Annotated in this window: 22 protein-coding genes; 4 read left to right on the plus strand and 18 right to left on the minus strand. The window is 69.1% G+C overall.

Going from position 1 to position 21,148, the window contains the following annotated elements; genetic code table 11:
- Positions 1-19 precede the first annotated feature (19 nt).
- The 4 genes from IEY36_RS00315 to IEY36_RS00330 form a co-directional block, all read right to left on the minus strand.
- Positions 20-556 carry a hypothetical protein gene (locus IEY36_RS00315; protein WP_188964924.1) on the minus strand — a complete coding sequence of 179 codons (537 nt, stop codon included), beginning with the start codon at positions 554-556 and terminating at the stop codon, positions 20-22.
- A 561-nt stretch (positions 557-1,117) separates the two neighbouring features.
- Positions 1,118-1,654: a hypothetical protein gene (locus IEY36_RS00320; protein WP_188964925.1), complete on the minus strand. Its 537-nt coding sequence runs from the start codon at positions 1,652-1,654 to the stop codon at positions 1,118-1,120.
- A 74-nt stretch (positions 1,655-1,728) separates the two neighbouring features.
- The gene (locus IEY36_RS00325) at positions 1,729-2,445 is read right to left on the minus strand and encodes a hypothetical protein (RefSeq protein ID WP_188964926.1); all 717 of its coding nucleotides are present in this window, start codon (positions 2,443-2,445) and stop codon (positions 1,729-1,731) included.
- Complete coding sequence (locus tag IEY36_RS00330; RefSeq protein ID WP_188964927.1) at positions 2,442-2,597, minus strand: hypothetical protein; 156 nt, start codon at positions 2,595-2,597, stop codon at positions 2,442-2,444. Before IEY36_RS00330 ends, IEY36_RS00325 begins: the two co-directional genes overlap by 4 nt.
- A gap of 63 nt (positions 2,598-2,660) precedes the next feature.
- Between IEY36_RS00330 and IEY36_RS00335 the strand changes: the two genes are divergently transcribed.
- Positions 2,661-3,590, plus strand: coding sequence for a 3-hydroxyacyl-CoA dehydrogenase (locus IEY36_RS00335; RefSeq protein ID WP_188964928.1), 930 nt, complete (start codon positions 2,661-2,663; stop codon positions 3,588-3,590).
- Between the two features lie 254 nt (positions 3,591-3,844).
- Here the strand turns inward: IEY36_RS00335 and IEY36_RS00340 are convergent, their stop codons facing one another.
- A complete protein-coding gene (locus IEY36_RS00340; RefSeq protein WP_188964929.1) occupies positions 3,845-4,819 on the minus strand; it encodes a Bug family tripartite tricarboxylate transporter substrate binding protein in 975 nt (324 codons plus the stop codon).
- Between the two features lie 513 nt (positions 4,820-5,332).
- On the opposite strand from IEY36_RS00340, the gene IEY36_RS00345 reads away from it, so the two are divergent.
- Complete coding sequence (locus IEY36_RS00345) at positions 5,333-6,076, plus strand: DUF3592 domain-containing protein (RefSeq protein ID WP_188964930.1); 744 nt, start codon at positions 5,333-5,335, stop codon at positions 6,074-6,076.
- Here the strand turns inward: IEY36_RS00345 and IEY36_RS00350 are convergent, their stop codons facing one another.
- The 8 genes from IEY36_RS00350 to hppD form a co-directional block, all read right to left on the minus strand.
- Positions 6,077-6,790, minus strand: coding sequence for a metallophosphoesterase (locus tag IEY36_RS00350; RefSeq protein WP_188964931.1), 714 nt, complete (start codon positions 6,788-6,790; stop codon positions 6,077-6,079).
- On the minus strand, positions 6,787-7,662 hold the full coding sequence (locus tag IEY36_RS00355; RefSeq protein ID WP_188964932.1) for an ABC transporter permease: 876 nt from the start codon (positions 7,660-7,662) through the stop codon (positions 6,787-6,789). The genes IEY36_RS00350 and IEY36_RS00355 overlap by 4 nt, the downstream gene beginning before the upstream one ends.
- Positions 7,659-8,267 (minus strand): hypothetical protein, encoded by a 609-nt coding sequence (locus IEY36_RS00360; RefSeq protein ID WP_188964933.1) that lies wholly within the window; start codon positions 8,265-8,267, stop codon positions 7,659-7,661. The genes IEY36_RS00355 and IEY36_RS00360 overlap by 4 nt, the downstream gene beginning before the upstream one ends.
- Before the next feature lie 6 nt (positions 8,268-8,273).
- Positions 8,274-9,221, minus strand: coding sequence for an ABC transporter permease (locus tag IEY36_RS00365; RefSeq protein ID WP_188964934.1), 948 nt, complete (start codon positions 9,219-9,221; stop codon positions 8,274-8,276).
- Positions 9,221-10,744 carry an ABC transporter substrate-binding protein gene (locus IEY36_RS00370; RefSeq protein ID WP_188964935.1) on the minus strand — a complete coding sequence of 508 codons (1,524 nt, stop codon included), beginning with the start codon at positions 10,742-10,744 and terminating at the stop codon, positions 9,221-9,223. The genes IEY36_RS00365 and IEY36_RS00370 overlap by 1 nt, the downstream gene beginning before the upstream one ends.
- Positions 10,741-11,799 carry an ABC transporter ATP-binding protein gene (locus IEY36_RS00375; protein WP_188964936.1) on the minus strand — a complete coding sequence of 353 codons (1,059 nt, stop codon included), beginning with the start codon at positions 11,797-11,799 and terminating at the stop codon, positions 10,741-10,743. Before IEY36_RS00375 ends, IEY36_RS00370 begins: the two co-directional genes overlap by 4 nt.
- A complete protein-coding gene (locus IEY36_RS00380; protein ID WP_188964937.1) occupies positions 11,796-12,911 on the minus strand; it encodes an ABC transporter ATP-binding protein in 1,116 nt (371 codons plus the stop codon). Before IEY36_RS00380 ends, IEY36_RS00375 begins: the two co-directional genes overlap by 4 nt.
- A 145-nt stretch (positions 12,912-13,056) precedes the next feature.
- On the minus strand, positions 13,057-14,157 hold the full coding sequence (gene hppD / locus IEY36_RS00385; protein WP_188964938.1) for a 4-hydroxyphenylpyruvate dioxygenase: 1,101 nt from the start codon (positions 14,155-14,157) through the stop codon (positions 13,057-13,059).
- Between the two features lie 114 nt (positions 14,158-14,271).
- On the opposite strand from hppD, the gene IEY36_RS00390 reads away from it, so the two are divergent.
- Positions 14,272-14,745 carry an Lrp/AsnC family transcriptional regulator gene (locus IEY36_RS00390; protein WP_229680984.1) on the plus strand — a complete coding sequence of 158 codons (474 nt, stop codon included), beginning with the start codon at positions 14,272-14,274 and terminating at the stop codon, positions 14,743-14,745.
- Positions 14,746-14,764: 19 nt separating this feature from the next.
- Here the strand turns inward: IEY36_RS00390 and IEY36_RS00395 are convergent, their stop codons facing one another.
- The gene (locus tag IEY36_RS00395) at positions 14,765-16,072 is read right to left on the minus strand and encodes an NtaA/DmoA family FMN-dependent monooxygenase (protein ID WP_188964939.1); all 1,308 of its coding nucleotides are present in this window, start codon (positions 16,070-16,072) and stop codon (positions 14,765-14,767) included.
- A 225-nt stretch (positions 16,073-16,297) separates the two neighbouring features.
- Between IEY36_RS00395 and IEY36_RS00400 the strand changes: the two genes are divergently transcribed.
- On the plus strand, positions 16,298-16,633 hold the full coding sequence (locus tag IEY36_RS00400) for a hypothetical protein (RefSeq protein ID WP_188964940.1): 336 nt from the start codon (positions 16,298-16,300) through the stop codon (positions 16,631-16,633).
- Positions 16,634-16,664: 31 nt separating this feature from the next.
- Here the strand turns inward: IEY36_RS00400 and IEY36_RS00405 are convergent, their stop codons facing one another.
- From IEY36_RS00405 to IEY36_RS00420, 4 genes are all read right to left on the minus strand, one after another.
- Positions 16,665-17,654: a branched-chain amino acid ABC transporter permease gene (locus IEY36_RS00405; protein WP_188964941.1), complete on the minus strand. Its 990-nt coding sequence runs from the start codon at positions 17,652-17,654 to the stop codon at positions 16,665-16,667.
- Between the two features lie 3 nt (positions 17,655-17,657).
- Positions 17,658-18,554 carry a branched-chain amino acid ABC transporter permease gene (locus IEY36_RS00410; protein WP_229680985.1) on the minus strand — a complete coding sequence of 299 codons (897 nt, stop codon included), beginning with the start codon at positions 18,552-18,554 and terminating at the stop codon, positions 17,658-17,660.
- Between the two features lie 17 nt (positions 18,555-18,571).
- A complete protein-coding gene (locus tag IEY36_RS00415) occupies positions 18,572-19,789 on the minus strand; it encodes an ABC transporter substrate-binding protein (RefSeq protein ID WP_188964942.1) in 1,218 nt (405 codons plus the stop codon).
- Between the two features lie 76 nt (positions 19,790-19,865).
- On the minus strand, positions 19,866-21,098 hold the full coding sequence (locus tag IEY36_RS00420; RefSeq protein ID WP_188964943.1) for an ABC transporter substrate-binding protein: 1,233 nt from the start codon (positions 21,096-21,098) through the stop codon (positions 19,866-19,868).
- Between the last annotated feature and the right edge of the window lie 50 nt (positions 21,099-21,148).

Consider the following 21,148-nt stretch of genomic DNA (forward strand, 5'->3'; position numbering starts at 1 on the left):
TCGGGCCGGAACGTGGTCGTCAGCGGCGATTGCCCGGGGTGGCGCCACCCGACAACGCCCAGGCCGCCTGCATCACGCTCGGCACCGAGGGTGGTTCGGAGAGTTTCTGCACCGTTGCGGCCGGGCCGAGCGTGAAGATGTTGCGCGGCAGGGCGGCGGCGAGGGCGGTCTGGTTGTTCGCCGAAATCGCGGTGGACGCCGCGGACAGGCCGTTGATCACCCCCTGGGCCGGCGCGTTCTGGGGAATGCCCAGCGCGCGGCGGGCTTCCCAGCGGGCCTGGGCGAGGTCGTTCAGGCCGGTGGCGCTTGCCGTCTGCCAGCGCGGGTTGCGCGGCATTGTGTCGGCCAGCCATTCGAGTTCGGCGATGGCCTGGGCGGCGGCGGCCGGCTGATTGGCCTGTGGCTGGCGGAAGAAGCCGACGACACTCTGACCGACCACGACGATCGGGTCGCGCCCGACCATGGCGTTGGAGGCGCCGGGCAGGGTCGGCGGCGGACCTTGAGGTGCGCACGCCCCAACCACGAGGGCGAGCAAGATGGCTGAACGGCGGATCATCGGCGTCGTCTCCCAATACTGTTACGTATCTAGCCCGATAAAACCACAGATTCGCCCGGCTGGCGTGGCCCAGCGTCAGGGGCGGCTGGCCGTCCATGGGCCATCGCCAAGCACTTTTAGTTGAATGACAAGGCCAGCATCTCTCCTGTGGACGCATGCGCGCGGTTTCCGGGTGGCGGCTTGCAAGCCGCGGGGCGGGGCGGGCAGGCCGGGGGAAGCGGTTCGGCGACGCGGCGCGGTTAATTGATGAACGCGACCAGACGAATATGGGCGCCGTTGGCCTGATCGCGCTGGCTCGGTTCGGCGGGGGCGTCTTCGACGGCTCCGGTATCGATCGGGCTGTGGTCGCACCGATCGCCGGTCGGCGATCCTTTCTCCGTCACGGCACTGGCAGGGTCGCAGATGTCGCTCCAATCAGGGCATCGGCGGCCGCGTGATCGGGGAGGGAGCGTGCGACCCGCCGCCCTCCCCCGCAGAAACCCGCCAGGACACGATGCCGGCGGCGCCATGACGCCACTCATGGCTCATCGTTCGCCAGCCCATCGGACTGGATCATGGCGTTCAGTGACGCTGCATGGCGCCGCCGGAAAGCGCCCAATATGCGTGCATGACGCTCGGTACGGAAGGCGGCTGCGACAGGCGCTGCACCGTCGCCTGCGGACCGAGTGTGAAGACGTTGCGCGGCAAGGCCGCAGCCAGCGCCTGCTGGTTGCCGGCCTCGATGGCCCGAGCCGCGCCGGCGAGGCCGTTGATCACCGCTTGGTTCGATGCAGCACGCGGGATGCCGAGCGCGGTGCGGGCTTCCGAGCGCGCCTGCGCGAGCTCGTTCAAGCCGGTGGCGCTCGCGGTCTGGTAGCGAGGGTTGCTCGGCAGGGTATCGGCGAGCCATTCGAGCTCGGCGATGGCACGCGCGGCGGCGGCGGGCTGGTTCGGCTGGGGGGTGCGGAAGAAGTCAACGATTTCCTGGCCCACCGCGACGGAGGGATCGCGTGAAACGGCGCCCTGCGGGCCCAGCCCTTCAGGCAGGGTGGTGCGTTCGGGCTGGGTGCAGGCAGCCGTCGCGAGGAGCGTGAGGAGGATGGCGGAGCGGCGGATCATGGACGCGTTCTCCGATGGAAATGCCTCATATTACATTTTGATAACATATGCGGAACGGGCTGCTTTGCGCCATGTCAACCGTAGCCTTCCTGCCGCAGCCGGTCGCCAAGCACTTTCACCTGTACGGCGAGGGCCGCGCTTTCCTGTTCGCGCAGACGGGTGCGCAGGTCGCGGGCGGCTTCCTCCATGTCGCGCAGCAGCGCGGGCAGGCCGGGCGGGGCTTCGGCGCCGGCGGACAGGCGGCCGGCGATGCGTTCCAGACCGTCGAGGTTCACGCCGAGGAAGCGGCGTGCCTCGGCGAGGCGTTCGGGGCGTCGTTCGAATTCGTCGAGCACGGCGCCGATCGCGACGGCGACGGGGATCAGCCGCGGCTGCTCGACACGGCGAGCGGTGTCGATGATGGCCACGAGCCGGGTGCGGGCATCGTCGAGCGGGCCGGGAGGCAGCGGTTCGGGCGGCGGTGGTGGCGGGGCGGCCTCGATGACGCCGGTATAGAGGAGGCGCGTGCCGCCCCAGGCGCCAGCGCCGAGCAGCAGGGCGGCGACCGGGCCGGCATCGGCGCCGAGGAAGGTGACCAGCATGGCGGCGGCACCCATCGCGGCGGCGGCGAGTTGCGCATCCCCTGCCCGGCCGCGGCGCATCAGCCAGGTCGCGGCCATCGGCAGGACGATGCCGGCGACGCAGCCGAGCAGCGCCCATTCGCGCCCGGCGAAGAGGTTGACCAGGGTTGCCGGCAGCAGCGGCAGGGCGGTGAAGGGTAGCAGCCAGCGCCGCCAGAAGGCCGAGATCACGGCTTCACCAGGGCGAAGATGGCGCGGAACAGCGCGAGCAGCCCGGCCACCCACATGGTGCCGCCCAGCAGGAAGAAGCCGAGCATGCGCGAGCCGAGCGGCGGCGGCGTGGTCGGCGGGGCGACGTAGGGTGCGTTGCGGTGTTCGCTCACGGGGACTTAGATCGCTCAAGGGACCGGCGCGTTCAAGGCGCCGGCGATGGGAAGGACGGCCGGATGCAACGGATTGCGGTGGTGGGTGCGGGGCTGATCGGCAGCGCCTGGGCGATGGTGTTCGCCCGGGCGGGGCATCCGGTGCGGATCTGGGACCCGGCGGCGGGGGCTTCCGAGGCGGTGATGGAGGTGGTGCGGGCGCGGTTGGCCGACCTGCATGCCGCCGGGTTGATCAGCGAAACCGCGGAGGTGGTGGCCGCGCGCGTCTCGGTGGCGGCGACGCTGGAGGATTGCCTCGATGGCGCCGCGCATGTGCAGGAGAACGGGCCGGAACGCGTCGAGGTGAAGCGGGAGACCTTCGCCAGGCTCGATGCGCTTTGCGGGGCGGCGGTGGTGCTGGCGTCGTCAACCTCGGGCATTCCGGCGAGCGCGTTCACCGAGGGGTTGGCGGGGCGGGCGCGGTGTCTTGTCGCGCATCCGGTTAACCCACCCTATCTGGTGCCGCTGGTCGAATTGGTCGGGGCGCCCTGGACCGACCCGGCGGCGGTGGCGCGCACGCGGGTGCTGATGGATGGCGTCGGCCAGGTGCCGGTCGTGGCGCTGAAGGAGACGCGCGGCTTCGTGCTGAACCGGTTGCAGGCGGCGCTGGTCGCCGAGGGCTTCCGGCTGGTGCGCGACGGGGTGATGTCGGTCGAGGATGTCGATGCGTGTGTGAAGGAAGGGCTCGGGCTGCGCTGGTCCTTCATGGGGCCGTTCGAGACGATCGACCTGAATGCGCCCGGCGGTGTGGCGGACTACGTCGAGCGGTTCGGGCCGCTGATGGGCGGGATCACGGAGGAGCAGACGCCGTACCGATATGACGCGCCGACGGTCGAGCGGGTGACCGAGGCGCGGCGCGGGGCGCTGGCGCAGGGCGCGATCGCCGAGCGGTCGGCCTGGCGGGACCGGCGGCTGATGGCGCTGGCGGTGCACAAGAAGGCGCAGCCGCGCTGAGTTCAGCGCGGCGGATCCATCCGTTTGGGGCGGATCGCGCCTGAGGTTCCTTGGTCAGGCGCGTGACGATGCTCGACCTTACAAGGATTGGAGCGGTCTGCGCCGCCGCCGTGTGACGCAGGCCAATCTCGCCCCAGGCGTCCTGTCCGCGACGCGTGCCCGATGGGCATGGGTGGGCGCTCGCCGGCAAGCCGTTGGAGGCGAGGCCGGGAGGCGCCGATCGGACGCTCCCGGATCAGGCCATACGGCGGCCGTCAGTCGACGCGCACCCCGGCGGCCTCGGCGACGCGCCGCCACTTCTCCGACTCCATCCTGACGAAGGTGGCGAATTCCTCGGGTGTGGTCGCGGTTGCCTCGGCCCCCTGGGCCGCGAGGCCGTCGCGCACCTCCGGCGCTTCCGAAGCCCGCCGGGCGGCTTCGTTCAGCCGCGTGACAATCGGCGCCGACAATCCCGCCGGGCCGACCAGGCAGTACCAGTTGTCCGCCAGCAGCTCGGGGAGGCCCAACTCTCCTGTCGTCGGCAGGTCGGGCAGCGCCGGGCTGCGCCGCGCGCTCGCCATCGCCAGCGCGGTGAGCGTGCCGCCACGGATATGCGGCATCAGCACGGGAAGGTCGGCGAACAGCAGCTGGATCTGGCCGCCGACCAGGTCGGTTACCGAAGGCGCGGCGCCGCGATAGGGCACCACCACCACGTCGAGGCCGGTCTGTGCCTTGAAGAGTTCCGCGGTGAGGTGCGACAGCCCCGCGGCGCCGGCGGTGCCGATATTGAGCTGGCCGGGCCGGCGGCGCGCCAGATCCAGCAATTCGGGCAGCGTCCGCACGCCGAGGCCGGGATACGCCACGAGCGCCTCCGGCACCCGCGTGACGATGCTGATCAGCCCGGTGTCGTCCGGGACCTTGTAGGGCACGTTGGCGCTGACATGCGGGCTGATGACGAGGGAGCCGCCGTTGGTGATGACCAGCGTGTAGCCGTCGGGGGCCGCACGCACCGCGGCGTCGGTGCCGACGACGCCGCCGCCGCCCGCACGGTTCTCGACGACGACCGGCTGGCCCAGCAGCGCGGTGAGTTGCGGTGCGTAGAGCCTGGCGATGATGTCATTCGGCCCGCCGGGCGGGAAAGGCACGATCAGGCGGATCGGCCGGCTTGGCCATGCCTGCGCCCGGGCGGGGGCGGAGGCGAGCGCGGCGGCGACTGCCGGAGCGGAGAGCAGCAATCCGCGACGGTCCATGATACGGGCCTCCCTGGTTGTTTTTCTCTGCCCGGAATTCAGGCCGGTCCCGCATCGGTACGCAAGCACGGAGTTGCGGCGCCGAACCGTTCAGCCCCTCCGCCGAAGGGCGCCAGGGCCGTATCCGCGGCTCGCTTTGCGTCGGGACGGGCCGGCTCCTTGCGCTTTATGGGTCAGAAGCGACGCGGCCGAGTTCCGATGGCCAAGGGCCAGGCCGATGCGTCGAGGTCGAGGCGTGCCACTCGGGTTGCCGCCTCCCGCGCGCGATGCGCATCGACCGCACCTCGCCGCACTGCGTCGTGCGGGCCGGGGACATATCGGCCGGCCGAGGCGTGCCGATGGAGCTTGGCGGTCGCCCCGTCGGGTTGGGGTCGCGGTTTGGCGGCCAGGTCGAAAAACCATGATGCGGGCTGGATCGAACGCCCCGGGCTGGGCGATGCTGCGGCTGGGATGGGAGAATGCGGCATGACGGGCATCGGCGGCGATCGAGCCATGGTTCGGGGGCGATAGGCGATGCGCCGCATCCTTCCCGCGTTGTTCCTGCTGATTGGCCTGGCGCTGCTCGCCGGGTCGGGATTCGCCATCTGGTCGGAGGTCAACTTCCGCCGCGGCGCGGTGGAGACCGATGCCCAGGTGGTCGAGATGCTCACCCGGTCGAGCCGCGACCGCGATCGCCGGACCACCAGCTACACCTACGTCCCGGTCTTCGTGTTTACCCTGCCGGATGGGACGAAGCGGCGGGTCGAGGGCGGCGTGGCGTCCAACCCGCCGTGTTGCACGGTGGGCGAGACGATCCGCATCCGCTACCGGCCCGAGGCGCCCGAGCACGCCCAGATGACCGGCTTCATGGAAAGCTGGTTCGTCGCGACGCTGTTGGGCGGGATGGGGCTGGTGTTCGCGCTGGTCAGCAAGGCGATCTGGGGCTTTGGGCGGCCCGGTGGCGTGGTGGTGGCCGGCGGGCCGATCGCCGCCCCGGCCAATGCGATGACGTTCCAGGTGCCACTGGTGGGGTTACGGCGGGACGCGATGGGGTGGGTCCTGCAGGCGCGCTGGTCGGACCCGCGCAGCGGCGTGCAGCGGCTGTTCGAAAGCCCGGCCATTCCCTTCGACCCGGTGCCCCAGATGCGCAGCATGACGAGCGTGAACGTGACCTTCGACCCGGGCGACCCGGCCAGCGCCTATGCGATGGACCTTTCCTTCCTGGTGGCGCCGGCGGCCGCGCCGGCGCCATCAGCGGGTCCAGTGCGGCGGGGCTGATCAGGCCTGCAGGAAGCCGAGGCGGTCGGCCTCGAACACGCCGCAGGTGAGCGGGCCGCCCGACCAGGCGGCGGTGTCGAGGCAGATGCGGTTGTCGCGCACCACCGGCTGGAAGCCGGCCGTGTGGCCGTGGACGACGACCACGCCATGGTCGCGCTCGGAGCCGAGGAAGTCGTGGCGGATGCGGATGAGGTCCTCGCGCGACTGGTCCTCCAGCGCGATGCCGGGGCGGATGCCGGCATGGACGAAGAGGTAGCCACCTTCCTGGTGATGCAGGTGCAGCCGGCGCAGGAAGCGCAGATGCTGCGGGGCGAAGTGTTCCAGCCAGGCTTCGCGCGGGGCGTCGGCGGGCACGCCCCAGGCGTCGAGCGTTGCGCGGCCGCCACCCCAGAGCCAGTCGGCCGCCGCGGCGCCGTCGCCGTCGAGGGCGGCCAGCATGGTTTCCTCGTGGTTGCCGGTGAGGTTCAGCATCTCGATGCCGGGGACCGGGTCCCGCTCGATCAGGTAGTCGAGTACGGCGCGGCTGTCGCCGCCCTTGTCCACGAAGTCGCCGAGATGGAGCAGCAGGGCGGAGGCGACCGGGCGGGCCTTGAGGTCGGCGGCGATCTGGCCGTGCAGGTCGCGCAGTTTGCCGATGGAGCCGTGAATGTCGCCGATGACGTAGATGCGTCGGCCGCGCGGCAGCGTGCCGGGGGCTTGCCGGAGTTCGATCATGTTTTCTCGGCGCGGGGGTCGAGCGCGTCGCGCAACCCGTCGCCCATCAGGTTGAAGGAGAGGACCACGACCATGATGGTAACGCCGGGGAAGACCGACAGCCAGGGTGCCTGGGTCAGGAAGCGCTGCGAGGAATTGAGCATCGACCCCCAGGACGGGTTGGGCGGCTGCATGCCGAGGCCGAGGAAGGAGAGCGCGGCCTCGGCGATGATGGCCTCGGCGATGGCGAGAGTCGCCTGCACCAGCAATGGCGGGATGATGTTGGGCAGGACATGGACGAATGCGATGCGCCAGGCGGGGTTGCCGAGGGCGCGGGCGGCCTCGATCCAATCGGTGGATTTGGCGTCGAGCGCCATGCCGCGCGCGAGGCGCACGAAGACCGGCGAGGCGGTGATGGCGATGGCGAGCATCGCGTTTTCCAGCGCTGGGCCGAGGAAGGCGGCGAGGGCGATCGCGAGGATCAGGAAGGGCACGGAGAGCATCGCGTCGGCGACGCGGGAGATGATGGTGTCGGTCCAGCCGCCGGCCAGGCCGGCGAGCAGGCCGAGCGGGACGCCGAGGATCAGCGCGCCCATCACCGAGACCACGCCGGCCATCAGCGAGGCGCGCGCGCCCCAGATAACGCGGGAGAGGACGTCGCGACCGTTCTCGTCCGTGCCCATCCAGAAACCCCAGGAGGGCGGCTTGCGGATGCGCGTCCAGGACGTTTGCAGCGGGTCGTGCGGGGCGATCAGCGGGGCGAGGATCGCGACCAGGATGAACAACACGACGACGAACAGGCCGAAGACGGCGAGGCGATGACGCAGGAAGCGCTTGATGGCGCGGCGGGTCGGGCTTTCGCCGATGGGGATGGCGGTGGCGTTCGCACTCATCGGCGCGGCAGCCCGGCTTCGAGCGCGGCGAGGTCAGCGACGCCGCGCGGCCATTGCGCCCGCCAGAACCAGCCGACGAAGGCAACCAGCAGCAGCGCAAGAAGGCTGGTGAAGGCGCGGGCGATCCAGCGCTCGACAACATCGCGCGGCGGGTCCAGCCAGACCCAGGCGGCGATCGTCGCCATGGCCAGGGCTGGCAGCGCGAGCAGAGCGGTGAAGATGGCGGTCCAGCCTCGGCTGACGCCGATCTCGATGCCGGCAAGCCGCCCTGCCCCGGCCAGCCGCGCCGCGAGGCTGCGCACGAAGTCAGGGTAGGAGCGCCGCGCGGCCGCGGCGTCCCCCGGATCCGCCATCGGGTCGAGGCGCAGCGTGCTGCCATCGGTGAGGAACAAGCGGAGTTCGGGATGGAGCCCGCGCCCGGTCTGGCCGAATCCGGCGCGCAGGCCGGCGATGTGGCCGATCGGGACAGGCCGGTCGCCGCCCTCGGCGCCGACCAGACCGACCAGGTCGCCGGTGAGCACGACCGTCACCGTCGCGCCGTGGAAGCCCGATTGGCGCAGCGAACGCGGCATGCGGGCGGTGAAGCTGGGGCCAAGGAGGGACATGCGTGCCTAGGCCTGCCGCAGCCGCGGATTGATCATCATGTAGAGCAGGTCGGTGAGCAGGCTCAGTACGACAAAGATCAGCGCGGTCGCCATCACCACCCCCTGCACCACCGGGTAGTCGCGATTGAACACGGCATCGACGATCAGCTTGCCGAAGCCGGGGATGGTGAAGATCTGCTCGGTCAGCACGGCGCCGGCGAGCAGGCGGCCGAATTCGATGGCGCCGAGGGTGACGACCGGGATCAGCGCGTTGCGCAGCGCGTGTTTCCAGATGACGACGCGGTCCTTCAGCCCCTTGGCGCGGGCGGTGCGAACGTAGTCCTGCGACAGCGCCGTCAGCATCGCCGCGCGGGTGTGCCGCATCAGCACAGAGGCGACGCCGGTGCCAAGCACGAAGGCCGGCATGATGGTGGTCGCCAGCGACTGCACCGGGTCTTCGAGCAGCGGCACGTAGCCGGAGGGCGGCAGCCAGCCGAGTTCGACGCTGAAGAACAGGATCATCATGATGCCGAGCCAGAAATTCGGCGTGGAGATGCCGAACAGCGCCGCGCCATTGGCCGCCCAGTCGGCCGGCGTGTCCTTGCGCACCGCGGAGATGATGCCGAGCGGCACGCCGATCAGGATGGCGATGATGAAGGCCATCGAGGCGAGTTGGAAGGTCACCGGCAGCTTGGTGAGGATGAGCTCGGTGACCGGCACGCGGATGCGCCAGGAGAAGCCGAAATCCCCGGTCACGACCTTGCCGATCCAGCGCAGGTATTGTTCGGGGATGGAGCGGTCGAGGCCGAGTTCGGCGCGGATCTGGGCGATGACCTGCGGGTCGCCGCGTTCCTCGCCGGCCATGATCTCGGCCGGATCGCCGGGCATGAGCTGCTGCAACCCGAAAATCAGGATCGAGAGGATCAGCAGGGTGGGGATGATCTGCCCCACCCGGCGCAGCAGCCAGATGCCCATTACTGGAACCGCATGCCCTGCAGGCGGATCATGCCGTCGGAGACGGGCCGGTAGCCGGTCAGCCGCGCCGCATGCGCCATGATGTTCTTGCGATGCCACAGGTAGATGCGGCTGACATCCTGGCCGAAGGCGAGGCGCACCGCCTGTGCGTAGAGGTCGCGGCGCTTTTCGACGTCGAGTTCGATGCGGGCGGCATCGAGCAGGCGGTCGACCTCCGGGTTGGAGTAGCGGCCGTCATTCTGGCCGCCGCCGGTGCGGGTGAAGGTGAAGATGTTGCCGTCCGGGTCGACGCGGCCGGACCAGCCGACCAGGTAGGTCTGGAACTCGCCGCGCGTCGCGGCCTGGAGGGAGGAGGCGAATTCCATCGCGCGCAGGGTGACGGCGAAGCCGGCCTCGGCGGCCATGGACTGGATCACCTCGCCGACCTGGCGCAGGTCGGGGTTGTTGGGGACGGTCAGTTCCACCGGGAAGGGCGTGGTGACGCCGGCCTCGCGCAGCAGGGCGCGAGCGCGGTCCACATTGCGCTCGGTGGGCGGGAAGTCGCTGACATGGAAGGGGTTGGCGGGCGGGAAAGGCTGCCGCGTAGGGGTGTACATGCCCTCATAGACCACCTGGTTGATGGCGGCGCGGTCGATGGCGAGTTCGAGCGCCTGGCGCACCCGCGCGTCACGGCCGAGCGGGGTGTTGGCGCGTTCGCCATTGCCGTTGTTGATGGTGATGCCTTGGTAGCCGAGTTCATCCACCGCGATGGCGCGCAGGTTCCGCGTGCGGCCGATGGTGGCCATGTCGTCGGGTTCCATGCGCTCGACGAATTCGACGGCGCCGGATTGCAGGTTGGCCAGACGCACCGTGTTGTCCGGGATGGGCAGGTAGGTGACGCGGTCGAAGTGGATGTTGGCGGCGTCCCAGTATTCGCGGAAGCGTTCGACGACGATGCGTTCCTGGGCGACGCGCTCGACGAAGCGGAAGGGGCCGGCGCAGACCGGGCGGTTGCCGAAATTGCGGCCGGCGGCCTCGGCGGCCTTGGGGCTGACGATCATGCCGGCGCGGTCGGTCAGCGCGGAGAGGAAGGAGGCCGAGGGGGTCTTGAGGATGATGCGGACGGTGCGCGGGTCCACCACCTCGACGCGGTCGATCTCGGAGATTTCGGAGCGGCGGAAGCTGCCCTGCATCGTGAGATGGCGGTTGATGGAATAGCGGACGGCCTCGGCATCCATCGGCTCGCCGTCGTGAAAGCGGACGCCGTCGCGGAGCGTGATGATGAGGGTGGTCGGGTTTTCCCAGCGATGGGCGGTGGCGAGTTGCGGGACGACCTCCAGCCGTTCGTTGATGTCGAAGAGCTTGTCGCAGATCGCCATGTAGACGATGCGGCCGACATAGGTGCGCGAGAGGGTCGGGTCGAGGATGTCGGGGTCCTCGCGCAGGCCGATGCGCAGGTTCTGGGCTTGGGCAGACCCCATGGGGGCCATGGCGGGGATCAGCAGCGCGGCGGCGGCGATGACCGTGCGGATCGTCGTCTTCATTGTTGTGGCACTCCCGGTTGGGGGCTCGGGGCCCGGAAGAAGGATTGCAGGCGGCGCAGCCTTTGCCCACCGGCCAGGCGGTCGGGCGCCGGGGTGGCGGGCGGCAGGCGGCCGTCCAGATGACAGGCGACGGCGTGAGCGGCGCTGCCGAGGTCGGGCGAGGTGACGCGGCAGCGGTCTTCCACGAAGGGGCAGCGGGTGTGGAAGCGGCAGCCCGAGGGCGGCGAGATGGGCGATGGCACGTCGCCCTCGATGGGCGGGGCCTTGGTGCCGTGGCCAGGGACGGCGGCGAGCAGGGCGCGGGTGTAGGGGTGCTTCGGCGCCGACAGGACGTCGGCGGCCGGGCCGAGTTCGACGATGCGGCCGAGATACATGACGGCGACGCGGTCGGCGATGTGGCGGACCACGCCGAGGTCATGGCTGATCAGCACGAAGGTCAGGCCGAGGTCGCGGATTAGGTCCGAGAGCAGGTTCACCACCTGGGCCTGTACGCTGACGTCGAGCGCGGAGACGGGTTCGTCGCCGATGATGAGTTTCGGTTGGGAGGCGAGCGCGCGGGCGATGGCGATGCGCTGGCGCTGGCCGCCGGAGAATTCGTGGGGCCAGCGGCGGGCGAGTTCGGGGCGCAGGCCGACGCGGGAGAGCAGGTCGGCGACGCGGGCGCGTTCCTCGCTGCGGGGGACGATGGAGTGCAGGCGGAGGGGTTCGGCGACGGCCTGTTCGACCGTCATGCGCGGGTCGAGGCTGGCGAAGGGGTCCTGGAAGATGAGCTGCATGTCGCGGCGGCGGGCGCGCAGGGCGGAGGCGGAGAGTTTGGTGAGGTCCTGCCCGGCGAAGCGGACGGTGCCGGTGTCGGGGGTGATGAGGTTGAGCATCAGGCGGCCGAGGGTAGATTTGCCGCAGCCTGATTCGCCGACGATGGCGAGCGTCTCGCCTTCGGTGATGGAGAGGGAGACGCCGTCTACGGCGTGCACGGCGCCGGCCTTGCGGCCGAGGGCGTCCCTGACCGGGAATTTCTTGGTCAGGCCGTCGAGTTGGAGCAGCGGTTCGCTCATCGGCTTGATGGGCCGGCGCTTTGGGCCGGCGTTGTCCGGCTGACAGACGAAAGAAGGAGGGGGTCCGGGAGAGTTCCCTCCCCCGCTTCTTCCTTCAGCACGCTGTCGAGCGGCGCGCGCCAGCAAGCGGAAAGGTGACTGGGCGCGACCTCGGCGAGTGGCGGGGCCTCTGTGGCGCAGCGCGCGATGGTGAAGGGGCAGCGCGGTTCGAAGCGGCAGCCCGGGGGTGGGTTGCGTAGGTCCGGGACGGTGCCGTCGATGCTGGCGAGGCGCTCGCCCGGAGTCCCCTCCCCTGGTGCCGCGCCGAGCAGGCCGGCGGTGTAGGGGTGTTCGGGTATGGCGAAGAGGGTGGCGGCCGGGGCCTGTTCGGCGATGCGGCCGGCGTACATGACGGCGACGTCGTCGGCGTGGTCGGCGACGATTCCGAGGTCGTGGGTGACGAGGATGACGGCGGTACCGGTCTCGCGCTTCATGTCGTCGAGCAGGGAGAGGATTTGCGCCTGGACGGTGACGTCGAGTGCGGTGGTGGGTTCGTCGGCGATGAGCAGCTTGGGTTTGCAGGCGAGCGCCATGGCGATCATCACACGCTGGCGCATGCCACCGGAGAGCTGGTGCGGGTATTGGCGGGCGCGGCGGGCGGCGTCGGGGATGCGGACGCGGTCGAGCATGCGGGTGGCTTCAGCGAAGGCCGCGGCGTGGTCGAGGGATTGATGCAGGCGGAGGGCTTCTGCGACCTGTTCGCCGGCGGTGAAGGCCGGGTTCAGGCTGGTCATGGGTTCCTGGAAGATCATCGCCATCTCACCGCCGCGGAGCTTGCGGCGTTCCTCGGCGGAGATGGCGGTGAGTTCGCGGCCGGCCAGGCGGATGGCGCCGCCGATGGTCGCGGTGGCGGGCAGCAGGCCCATGATGGCGAGGGAGGTGACAGATTTGCCGCAGCCGGATTCGCCGACGATGGCGAGGGTGCGGCCGGGGTGGACGCGGAAGGAGACGCCGTCGAGGACGCGGATCTGGCGGCCGTCCTGGCGAAAGTCGAGGGTGAGGCCGACGACTTCGAGGGCGGGTACGGAGGATGGGTCCGGTGCGGCCAGCGCTGTGACGGTTCCTGATGCCATGGCGGCAGTAACCCGCGCCGGGTGCGGTGGCGCAAGGGGGAAGGCAGGACGGAACGGCACCGTTTGGCTGCGGCCTGCACAAATGCTGCGCAGTGCTGGCGCGCGGATGGTCAGGCGGCGGGTTGTGCGGCGCCGCCTGGGGACGCTATTCGGCGGCCGGCTTGAGGACGCCGCGGCGCAGCTGGTCGAGCTCGATGGATTCGAAGAGCGCGCGGAAATTGCCCTCGCCGAAACCCTGGTCGCCCTTGCGCTGGATGAGTTCGAAGAAGATCGGGCCGATCACCGTGTTGGTGAAGATCTGCAGCAGCCGCCCGCCGGTGGGCGAGCCATCCATCAGGATGTGGTTGCGCTGGAGGCGGGCCATGTCCTCGCCGGTGTCGGGCAGGCGCTGGGGGAGGAGTTCGTAATAGGTGTCGGGTGTGTCGAGGAAGCGGACGCCGTTGGCGGCGAGGCCCTCCACGCTGGCATGGATGTCGTTGGTGCCCATGGCGATGTGTTGGATGCCCTCGCCATTGTAGGCGCGCAGGTATTCCTCGATCTGCGAGCGGTCGTCGCTGCTTTCGTTGATCGGGATACGGATCTGGCCGCAGGGGCTGGTCATGGCCCTGGACTTCAGGCCGGTCAGCTTGCCCTCGATGTCGAAGTAGCGGATTTCGCGGAAGTTGAAGAGGCGCTCGTAGAAGCCCGACCAGGCATCCATGCGGCCGCGATGGACGTTGTGGGTCAAGTGGTCGATGACGGTGAGGCCGGCACCCTTGGGGTTGTGCTCGACGCCCTCGATCCAGCGGAAATCGATGTCCCAGATGGAGCCCTGCGCGCCGTAGCGGTCGACCAGGTAGATCAGGCTGCCGCCGATGCCCTCGATGGCGGGGATGTTGAGTTCCATCGGGCCGACGCGGCCATGGAAAGGGCGCGCGCCGAGGCTGATGGCGCGCTCGAAGGCGGCGGCGGCGTCGGCGACGCGGAAGGCCATGGCGCAGGCGCCGGGGCCGTGAACGCGGGCGAAACCCTGTGCGAAGGACGTCGGTTCGGCATTCAGCACGAAATTCACGTCGCCCTGGCGCCACAGCGTCACCTGCTTGGAGCGGTGGCGGGCGACGGGGATGAAGCCGAGGCTGGTGAAGACCGCTTCGAGATGGGCTATGTCGGGGCCGGCGAACTCGACGAATTCGAAGCCGTCAGTGCCCATCGGGTTGGCGTCCGAGATGGCGCCGGCGATGGCGGTGCGGTCGGGCGGGACATCCATGGCGCGTTACTCCTGCGAGGGGAGAAGGATCGCCTCGGGCGGCGGGGGACTTTCGGCGAAGTGTGGCCTGAGATGCCGTATGCTGAGGGGATTCCGCTACGGAGTGGTTTCCGCATGACAAATTCCGCCATTGATCTGGATGCGATCGACCGCAAGCTGTTGCGCGAGGTGCAGCGCGACGGGCGTGCCTCGGTGGTGGCGTTGGCCGAACGGGTCGGGCTGTCGGCGACGCCCTGCCAGCGACGGCTGAAACGGATGGAGGAGGCCGGCATCATCGCCGGCTATGGCGCGGTGTTGGACGCGCCGCGGCTGGGGCTGGGGCTGACCGCCTTCGTCGAGGTCAGCCTGGCGTCGCGCTCGGAGGAGACGGTGGAAGCATTCCACGCGGCGATCGGGCGGATGCCGGAAGTGCTCGCGGCCTGGGCGATGAGCGGGGAGACGGATTATCTGCTGCAGGTCGTCGCGACTGACCTTGAGGCCTATGGCGAATTCGCGACCAGGCGGCTGCTGCGGTTGCCGGGGGTGAAGGATACGAAGAGCGCCTTCGTGCTGCGGACGGTGAAGCCGCCGGCGGGGTTGCCGGTGTAGCGGCCCCGCCGGCGAGAGTTCAGAACGCCAGCAGGTTCTCCCGGAACATCGCGTGTTCGTAGGAGCGGCGCGTCAGGCCGCGCTGCTGCAAGGCCGGCACCAAACCGTCGGCAATCTCGGCGATGATGCGGCGCGAGGTCTCGTTGGTGGTGATGAGGAAGCCGTCGCCGCCGATCTCCTCCATCGCCGCGCCCATCTGGTCGGCGACTTGGTCGGGCGTGCCGACCAGCGGGATGGAGCCGGCATCGGAATAGATCTCGGCGGCCTCGCGCAGCGTCTTGTTGCCGGCCTTCTTGAGGAACTCGTCGAGCGACTGCTGGTGGCCGTTGGTGGTCAGCTTGCCGAGCGGTTCGTCGAGCGGCAGGGCGCCGAAATCGAGGTTGGTGATCTTCGACAGATGCGCGAGGCGGACGGCGATCTTGTCCTCGGTCGTGGCGAGGCGGCGCTTGTGCTTGGCGCGCGCTTCCTCCTCGGTATCGCCGAGGACGGGGGAGACCAGGAAGAGCACCTTGCAGTCATCAGGGTTGCGGCCGTGCGCGACCATGCGGGCGCGGATGTCGTCGCGATAGGCCTTCATCCCCGCCGTGCCCTTCACCATCGCGACGATGGTGTCCGCGTGCTGCGAGGCGAAGGCACGGCCACGCGGCGAACCGCCGGCCTGAGCGATGACTGGCGTGCCCTGCACGCAGGGGCCGGAGTTGAGCGGGCCGCGCACCTTGAAGTGCTTGCCGACATGGTCGATGGCGTGGACCTTGGTGTGGTCGACCAGCACGCCGGTGTCGCGGTTGGCGATGATGGCGCCGGGTTCCCAGGAGCCCCACAGCTTGCGCACGACTTCCATGTATTCGTCAGCGATGTCGTAGCGCTCGTCATGCGGCGGCATGCCATCCAGGCCAAAATTGCGCGCGGCGTAATCCGACGAGCCGGTGACGGCGTTCCAGCCGATGCGGCCGGAGGAGATCTGGTCCAGCGACGCGATTTGGCGGGCGAGCAGATAGGGCGGGTAGGCGAAGGTCCCGAGCGTGGTGACAATGCCGATGCGCTTGGTCTCGCGCGCCAGCAGGGCGGCGACGATGGAAGGGTCCTGGCGCGGCGTGGACAGGCCGTGATGAAGGTAGATCTCGCGCGAGCCGCCGTAGGATTCGCCGATATACGAACTGTCCTCGAGCAGCACATAGTCGAAGCAGGCGCGTTCGAGGTTCTTCGTCATCTCGATGAAGAAGTCGGGCACCATCCATTCGGTGCCGATATTGCCGGTCCAGGGTTCGCCCCATGCCTGGGCGGAGGAGCCCTGCAGGAACCAGCCGAGGTGGAATTGACGCGCCATGTGTGCCCCACGATCAGTGCTTTGCGCAGGCTCGCGCGGGGGGGCGGATTGGGCAAGGCGGGCTGGGGCCGATTTGTGCGCCCCGGAACCCGGCATTGCCCGCCGCGAAGGCAGTATGTGACACGCCCGGGGTAGCGATGGCAGCATCATCGGCCGGAGCGGCGACGCCCAGGCCGTGCCGCGACGGGCGACACTGCCGCCGCTCACCCCGAAACGAGGCCATCGGTGACCCGGATGTTCTTCCCCGCCATCGCCGTGGAACTGCTGACAGGCTTGGCAATGGCGGCGTGCCCGAACCTCGTCGCCTGGCTGCTGCTTGGCCAGGACGCCACACCGGCCGGCGCGGGGGCTGCGCGGATCGCGGGGGTTGCGCTTATCGGCTTCGCCATCGCCTGCTGGCGCTGGTCGGAGCCGGTTGGGCGGCGCGCGATGTGGTTGCTTCAACCCTTGGTGGCGGTGCCGCTGGTGGGTGTGGCGCTGTTCACCGCGCTTGGCGGGCCGCTGCTATGGCCGGCCATCCTGTATCACGCCGCCGCCACCATCGTGCTGGCGCGGCGGTAGGCGGAGGGGGCGAGCGCCCCCTCCCCGTTCCTTACAGCTTCACCTTCAGCAGGTTGGCGATCTCGCCCACCAGGCCGCGGCGGAAGGCGAGCACCACGGTGACGAAGATGGCACCCTGGATCACGGTGACCCAGGCGCCCATCTCGGCCAGGTAGTTCTGCATGGCGACGATGACGGCGGCGCCCACCACCGGCCCGAACACCGTGCCGAGGCCACCGACCAGCGTCATCAGCACCACCTCACCCGACATCGACCAATGCACGTCGGTCAGCGTCGCGATGCCGAAGACCAGCGACTTCACGCCACCCGCCACGCCGGCGAGCGTCGCCGAAAGGATGAAGGCCACCAGCTTGTAGTCGTCGGTGCGGTAGCCGAGCGAGGTCGCGCGCGGCTCGTTCTCGCGGATCGCCTTGAGCACCTGGCCGTAGGGGGAATGGATGATGCGGTGGATCATCAGGAAGCCAGCCAGGAAGACGGCGGCGACGAACCAGTACATCGCCATGTCCTCGTTCAAGTCGAACATGCCGAGCAGGCGGCCGCGCGGGATCGCCTGGATGCCGTCCTCGCCGCCGGTGAAGGGCGCCTGGACGCAGACGAAATAGACCATCTGCGCCAGCGCCAGCGTGATCATGGCGAAGTAGATGCCCTGCCGGCGAATGGCGATCCAGCCAAACACCCAGCCTTGCAGGCCGGCGATGACGGCACCGGCGATGACCGCGACCTCGGGCGTGAAGCCCCAGGCCTTGGCGGTATAGCCGGCGATGTAGCCGCCCATGCCGAAATAGGCGGCATGGCCGAAGGAGAGCAGGCCGACATAGCCGATCAGCAGGTTGAAGGCGCAGGCGAACAGCGCGAAGCACAGCAGTTTCATCAGGAAGACGGGGTAGAGGAAATACGGCCCGACGATCAGCGCGGCGACCAGGATGATCAGCGCGACGAATTGCGCTCGGCTGTAGCCCCACATGCCCTGTGCCTCGGCGATGGCGGCCGGCATCGGCCCGGCGGTGGACTCGGATGCCATGGCTCAAGCCCTCCCGAACAGACCGGCGGGTCGTGTCAGCAACACGATCGCCATGATGACGAAAATCACGGTGGCCGAAGCCTCTGGCCAATAGACCTTGGTCAGGCCCTCGACGATGCCGAGGCCGAACCCGGTGATGATGGAACCGAGGATCGAACCCATGCCGCCGATGACGACGACAGCGAAGACGACGATGATCAGGTTCGTACCCATCTGCGGATTGACCGAGTAGATGGGGGCGGCCAGCACGCCGCCGAGGGCGGCGAGTGCGACGCCCGCGCCGTAGGTGAGTGTGATCATGCGCGGCACGTTGACGCCGAAGGCCTGCACCAGGGCGGCATTTTCGGTGGCGGCGCGCAGATAGGCGCCCAGGCGGGTCTTCTCGATCACCAGCCAGGTCGCCAGGCAGACGACGAGCGAGGAGATCACCACCCAGCCGCGATAGACCGGCATGAACATGAAGCCGAGATCCCACGCCCCGGAGAGTTCAGGCGGAATGCGGTAGGGCAGGCCCGATGAGCCGAACTGGTTGCGGAAGACGCCCTCGATGATCAGGCCGATGCCGAAGGTCAGCAGCAGGCCGTAGAGGTGGTCGAGCTTGTACAGCCGGCTGATCATCAAACGCTCGATGACGACGCCGGTGAAGCCGACGATCAGCGGAGCGAGGATCAGCGCCCACCAATAGCCGAGCCCGGCCCAGGCGAGCAGCATCCACGCCACGAAGGCGCCCATCATGAACTGGGCGCCATGGGTGAAGTTGATGATGTTGAGCAGCCCGAAGATCACCGCGAGGCCCAGCGAGAGCATCGCGTAGAAGGCGCCGTTGATCAGCCCGAGCAGAACCTGCCCGAACAGCAGCGGCGCCGGGACGCCGGTTATGGTCTCGATGAGTTCGAGCATTGACGATCAGGTCCTTGTCACGAATGCACGAAGGGGCAGCCGCCCTCGGCGAGGGGGCGGAAGGCCTCCTCCGCCGGGGTGGTGGCGGCGACCTTGTAGTAGTCCCACGGGCCGGAGGATTCGGCCGGTGTCTTCACCTCGAACAGATAGACGGGGTGCAGCTTGCGCCCGTCCTCGCGGATGCGGCCGGGGCCGAAGGCGTCGTCATCGGTCGGCATCGCCTTCATGCGGGCGACGGCGGCGCGGCCATCGGCCTTCGCCGCGGCGGCGCCCATGTCGGCGACGGCCTTGAGGTAGTGCAGCGCCGCGCCGTAGCAGCCCGCCGGCACCTGGCTGGGCGGGCGGTCCTGGTTGCGGGCGCGCACGCGGCTGGACAGCGCCCGGGTGCGGTCGTTGAGGTCCCAATAGAAGGCCTCGGTCAGCAGCAGCCCCTGCCCGGCATCGAGGCCGAGGGCGTGGATGTCGGTGCTGCTCATCAGCAGGGCGGCGAGCTTCATCGTGCGGTGCAGGCCGAATTCGCGCGCCGCCTTGATGGTGTTGATGGTATCGCCCGACGCATTGGCCATGCCGAGCACCTTGGCGCGCGAGGCCTGGGCCTGCAGCACGAAGGCGGAAAAATCGGTGGTCTGCGGGAAGGGATAGCGCGAGGCGCCAAGCACGCGTCCGCCGGCGGCCTCCACGAAGCGCGAGGTGTCGCGTTGCAGGGCGTGGCCGAAGGCGTAGTCGGCGGTGACGAAGTACCAGGTGTCGCCGCCATTGCGCACGATGGCGCCGCCGGTGCCCTTGGCCAGCATGTAGGTGTCGTAGGTCCAGTGCACCGTGTTCGGGCTGCATTGCGACCCGGTGAGGTCGGAGGATGCCGCGCCTGAATTCAGGAAGACCTTGTTCTTTTCCTTGGCGATCTGGTTGACGGCGAAGGCGACCGAGGAGGTCGGCACATCGACGATCGCGTCCATCCCCTGGTCGTACCATTGGCGGGCGATGTTGGCGCCGACATCAGGCTTGTTCTGGTGGTCGGCGCCGATCACCTCGACGGTGAAGCCGCGACCCGCGAATTCCTCGGCGGCGACCTGGGTCATCAGCAGGCTGGCGGGGCCGGTGCTGTCACGGTACGGACCGGACATGTCGGTCAGCACGCCGAGGCGAATGGTCTGCCCCTGCGCGCGGGCGCGCGAGAGCGGCGCGACCGCGGCAAGGGAGCTGGCGGCGAGAAGGCTACGGCGATTGATTTCCATGTCCCCATTCTCCTTGTCGGCGTAGGGCGATCGGCGGGCGGGGGCGTTTCCCCGTCCCGCCGGCCGCCGGCCTGGTTCAGCCACGCACCAGCGGACAATTGCCCTCGGCGAGGGGGCGGAACGCCTCGTCGCCGGCGGTTGTCTGCAGCAGTTTATAGTAATCGTACCGGCCGGTGCTTTCGGCCGGTGTCTTCACCTCGAAAAGATAGGCGGGGTGCAGTTTCCGCCCGTCCTCGCGGATGCGCCCAGGGCCGAAGCAGTCGTCGTCGCAGGGCATCGCCTTCATCCGGGCGACGACCTCGGCGCCGTTGGCCTTGGCACGCGCGACGCCCATGTCGGCGACCGCCTTCAGGTAGTGGACCACCGATGCATAACCGCCAGCATGGTTCATGCAGAGCGGCACATTCGGCTGCAGTTCGGATTGGACGCGGCGGGTGAAGGCGCGCGTCCGGTCATTGAGGTCCCAGTAGAAAGTCTCGGTGCAGATCAGCCCCTGCGTGGTGGCAAGACCGAGGGAATGCACATCCGGCATGAACATCAGCAGCGAGGCGAGCTTGATACCGCGCCGGATAAGCCCGAATTCGGAGGCCTGCTTGATACAATTGATGGTGTCGCTGCCGGCGTTGGCGAGGCCGATCACCTTGGGCCGCGCCGCCTGCGCCTGGAGTAGGAAGGCCGAGAAGTCGGTGGTTCCCGGGAAAGGCGTGCGCGCCTGACCCAGCACTTGCCCGCCGGCTGCGCGGACGAAATTCGCCGTGTCGCGTTCCAGCGCATGACCGAAGGCGTAGTCCGCGGTGATGAAATACCAACTGTCGCCACCGGCGCGAACTGTCGCCCCACCGGTCGACTTCGCCAGCATGAAGGTGTCGTAGGTCCAATGGACCAGGTTCGGCGAACAGGCCCTCCCGGTGAGGTCCGAGGTCGCCGAGGATGAGTTCAGGAAGACCTTGTTCTTGTCGCGCACGACGTCATTGACCGCGAGCGCGACGGAGGAGGCGCCGCCATCGACCACCACATCGACCCCGTCGCGGTCGAACCAGGCGCGCGTGACGTTGGAACCGACATCGGCGCGGTTCTGGTTGTCGGCGTAGACGACCTCGATATTGAAGCCGCGATTGGCGAATTCGGCCGCGGCCTGGCGGACGCAGGCCAGTTCGTTCGGGCCCGTGACGTCGCGATAGGTGCCGGAGAAATCGCACAGCAGGGCGATCTTGATCGTATTCGCCGCCTGTGCCCGGGCCTGCGAAAAAGGCATCGCACCAAACCCGGCACCGGCGGCAAGGACGCTACGGCGGCTGATCTCTGTCATTCTTTGTACCTCCCCTATCGTTGTTGACGCGTCTTGTTGCGCGCTGGGTG

Origin of the sequence: Neoroseomonas lacus, from assembly GCF_014644535.1 — a bacterium.
Classification (GTDB): domain Bacteria; phylum Pseudomonadota; class Alphaproteobacteria; order Acetobacterales; family Acetobacteraceae; genus Neoroseomonas; species Neoroseomonas lacus.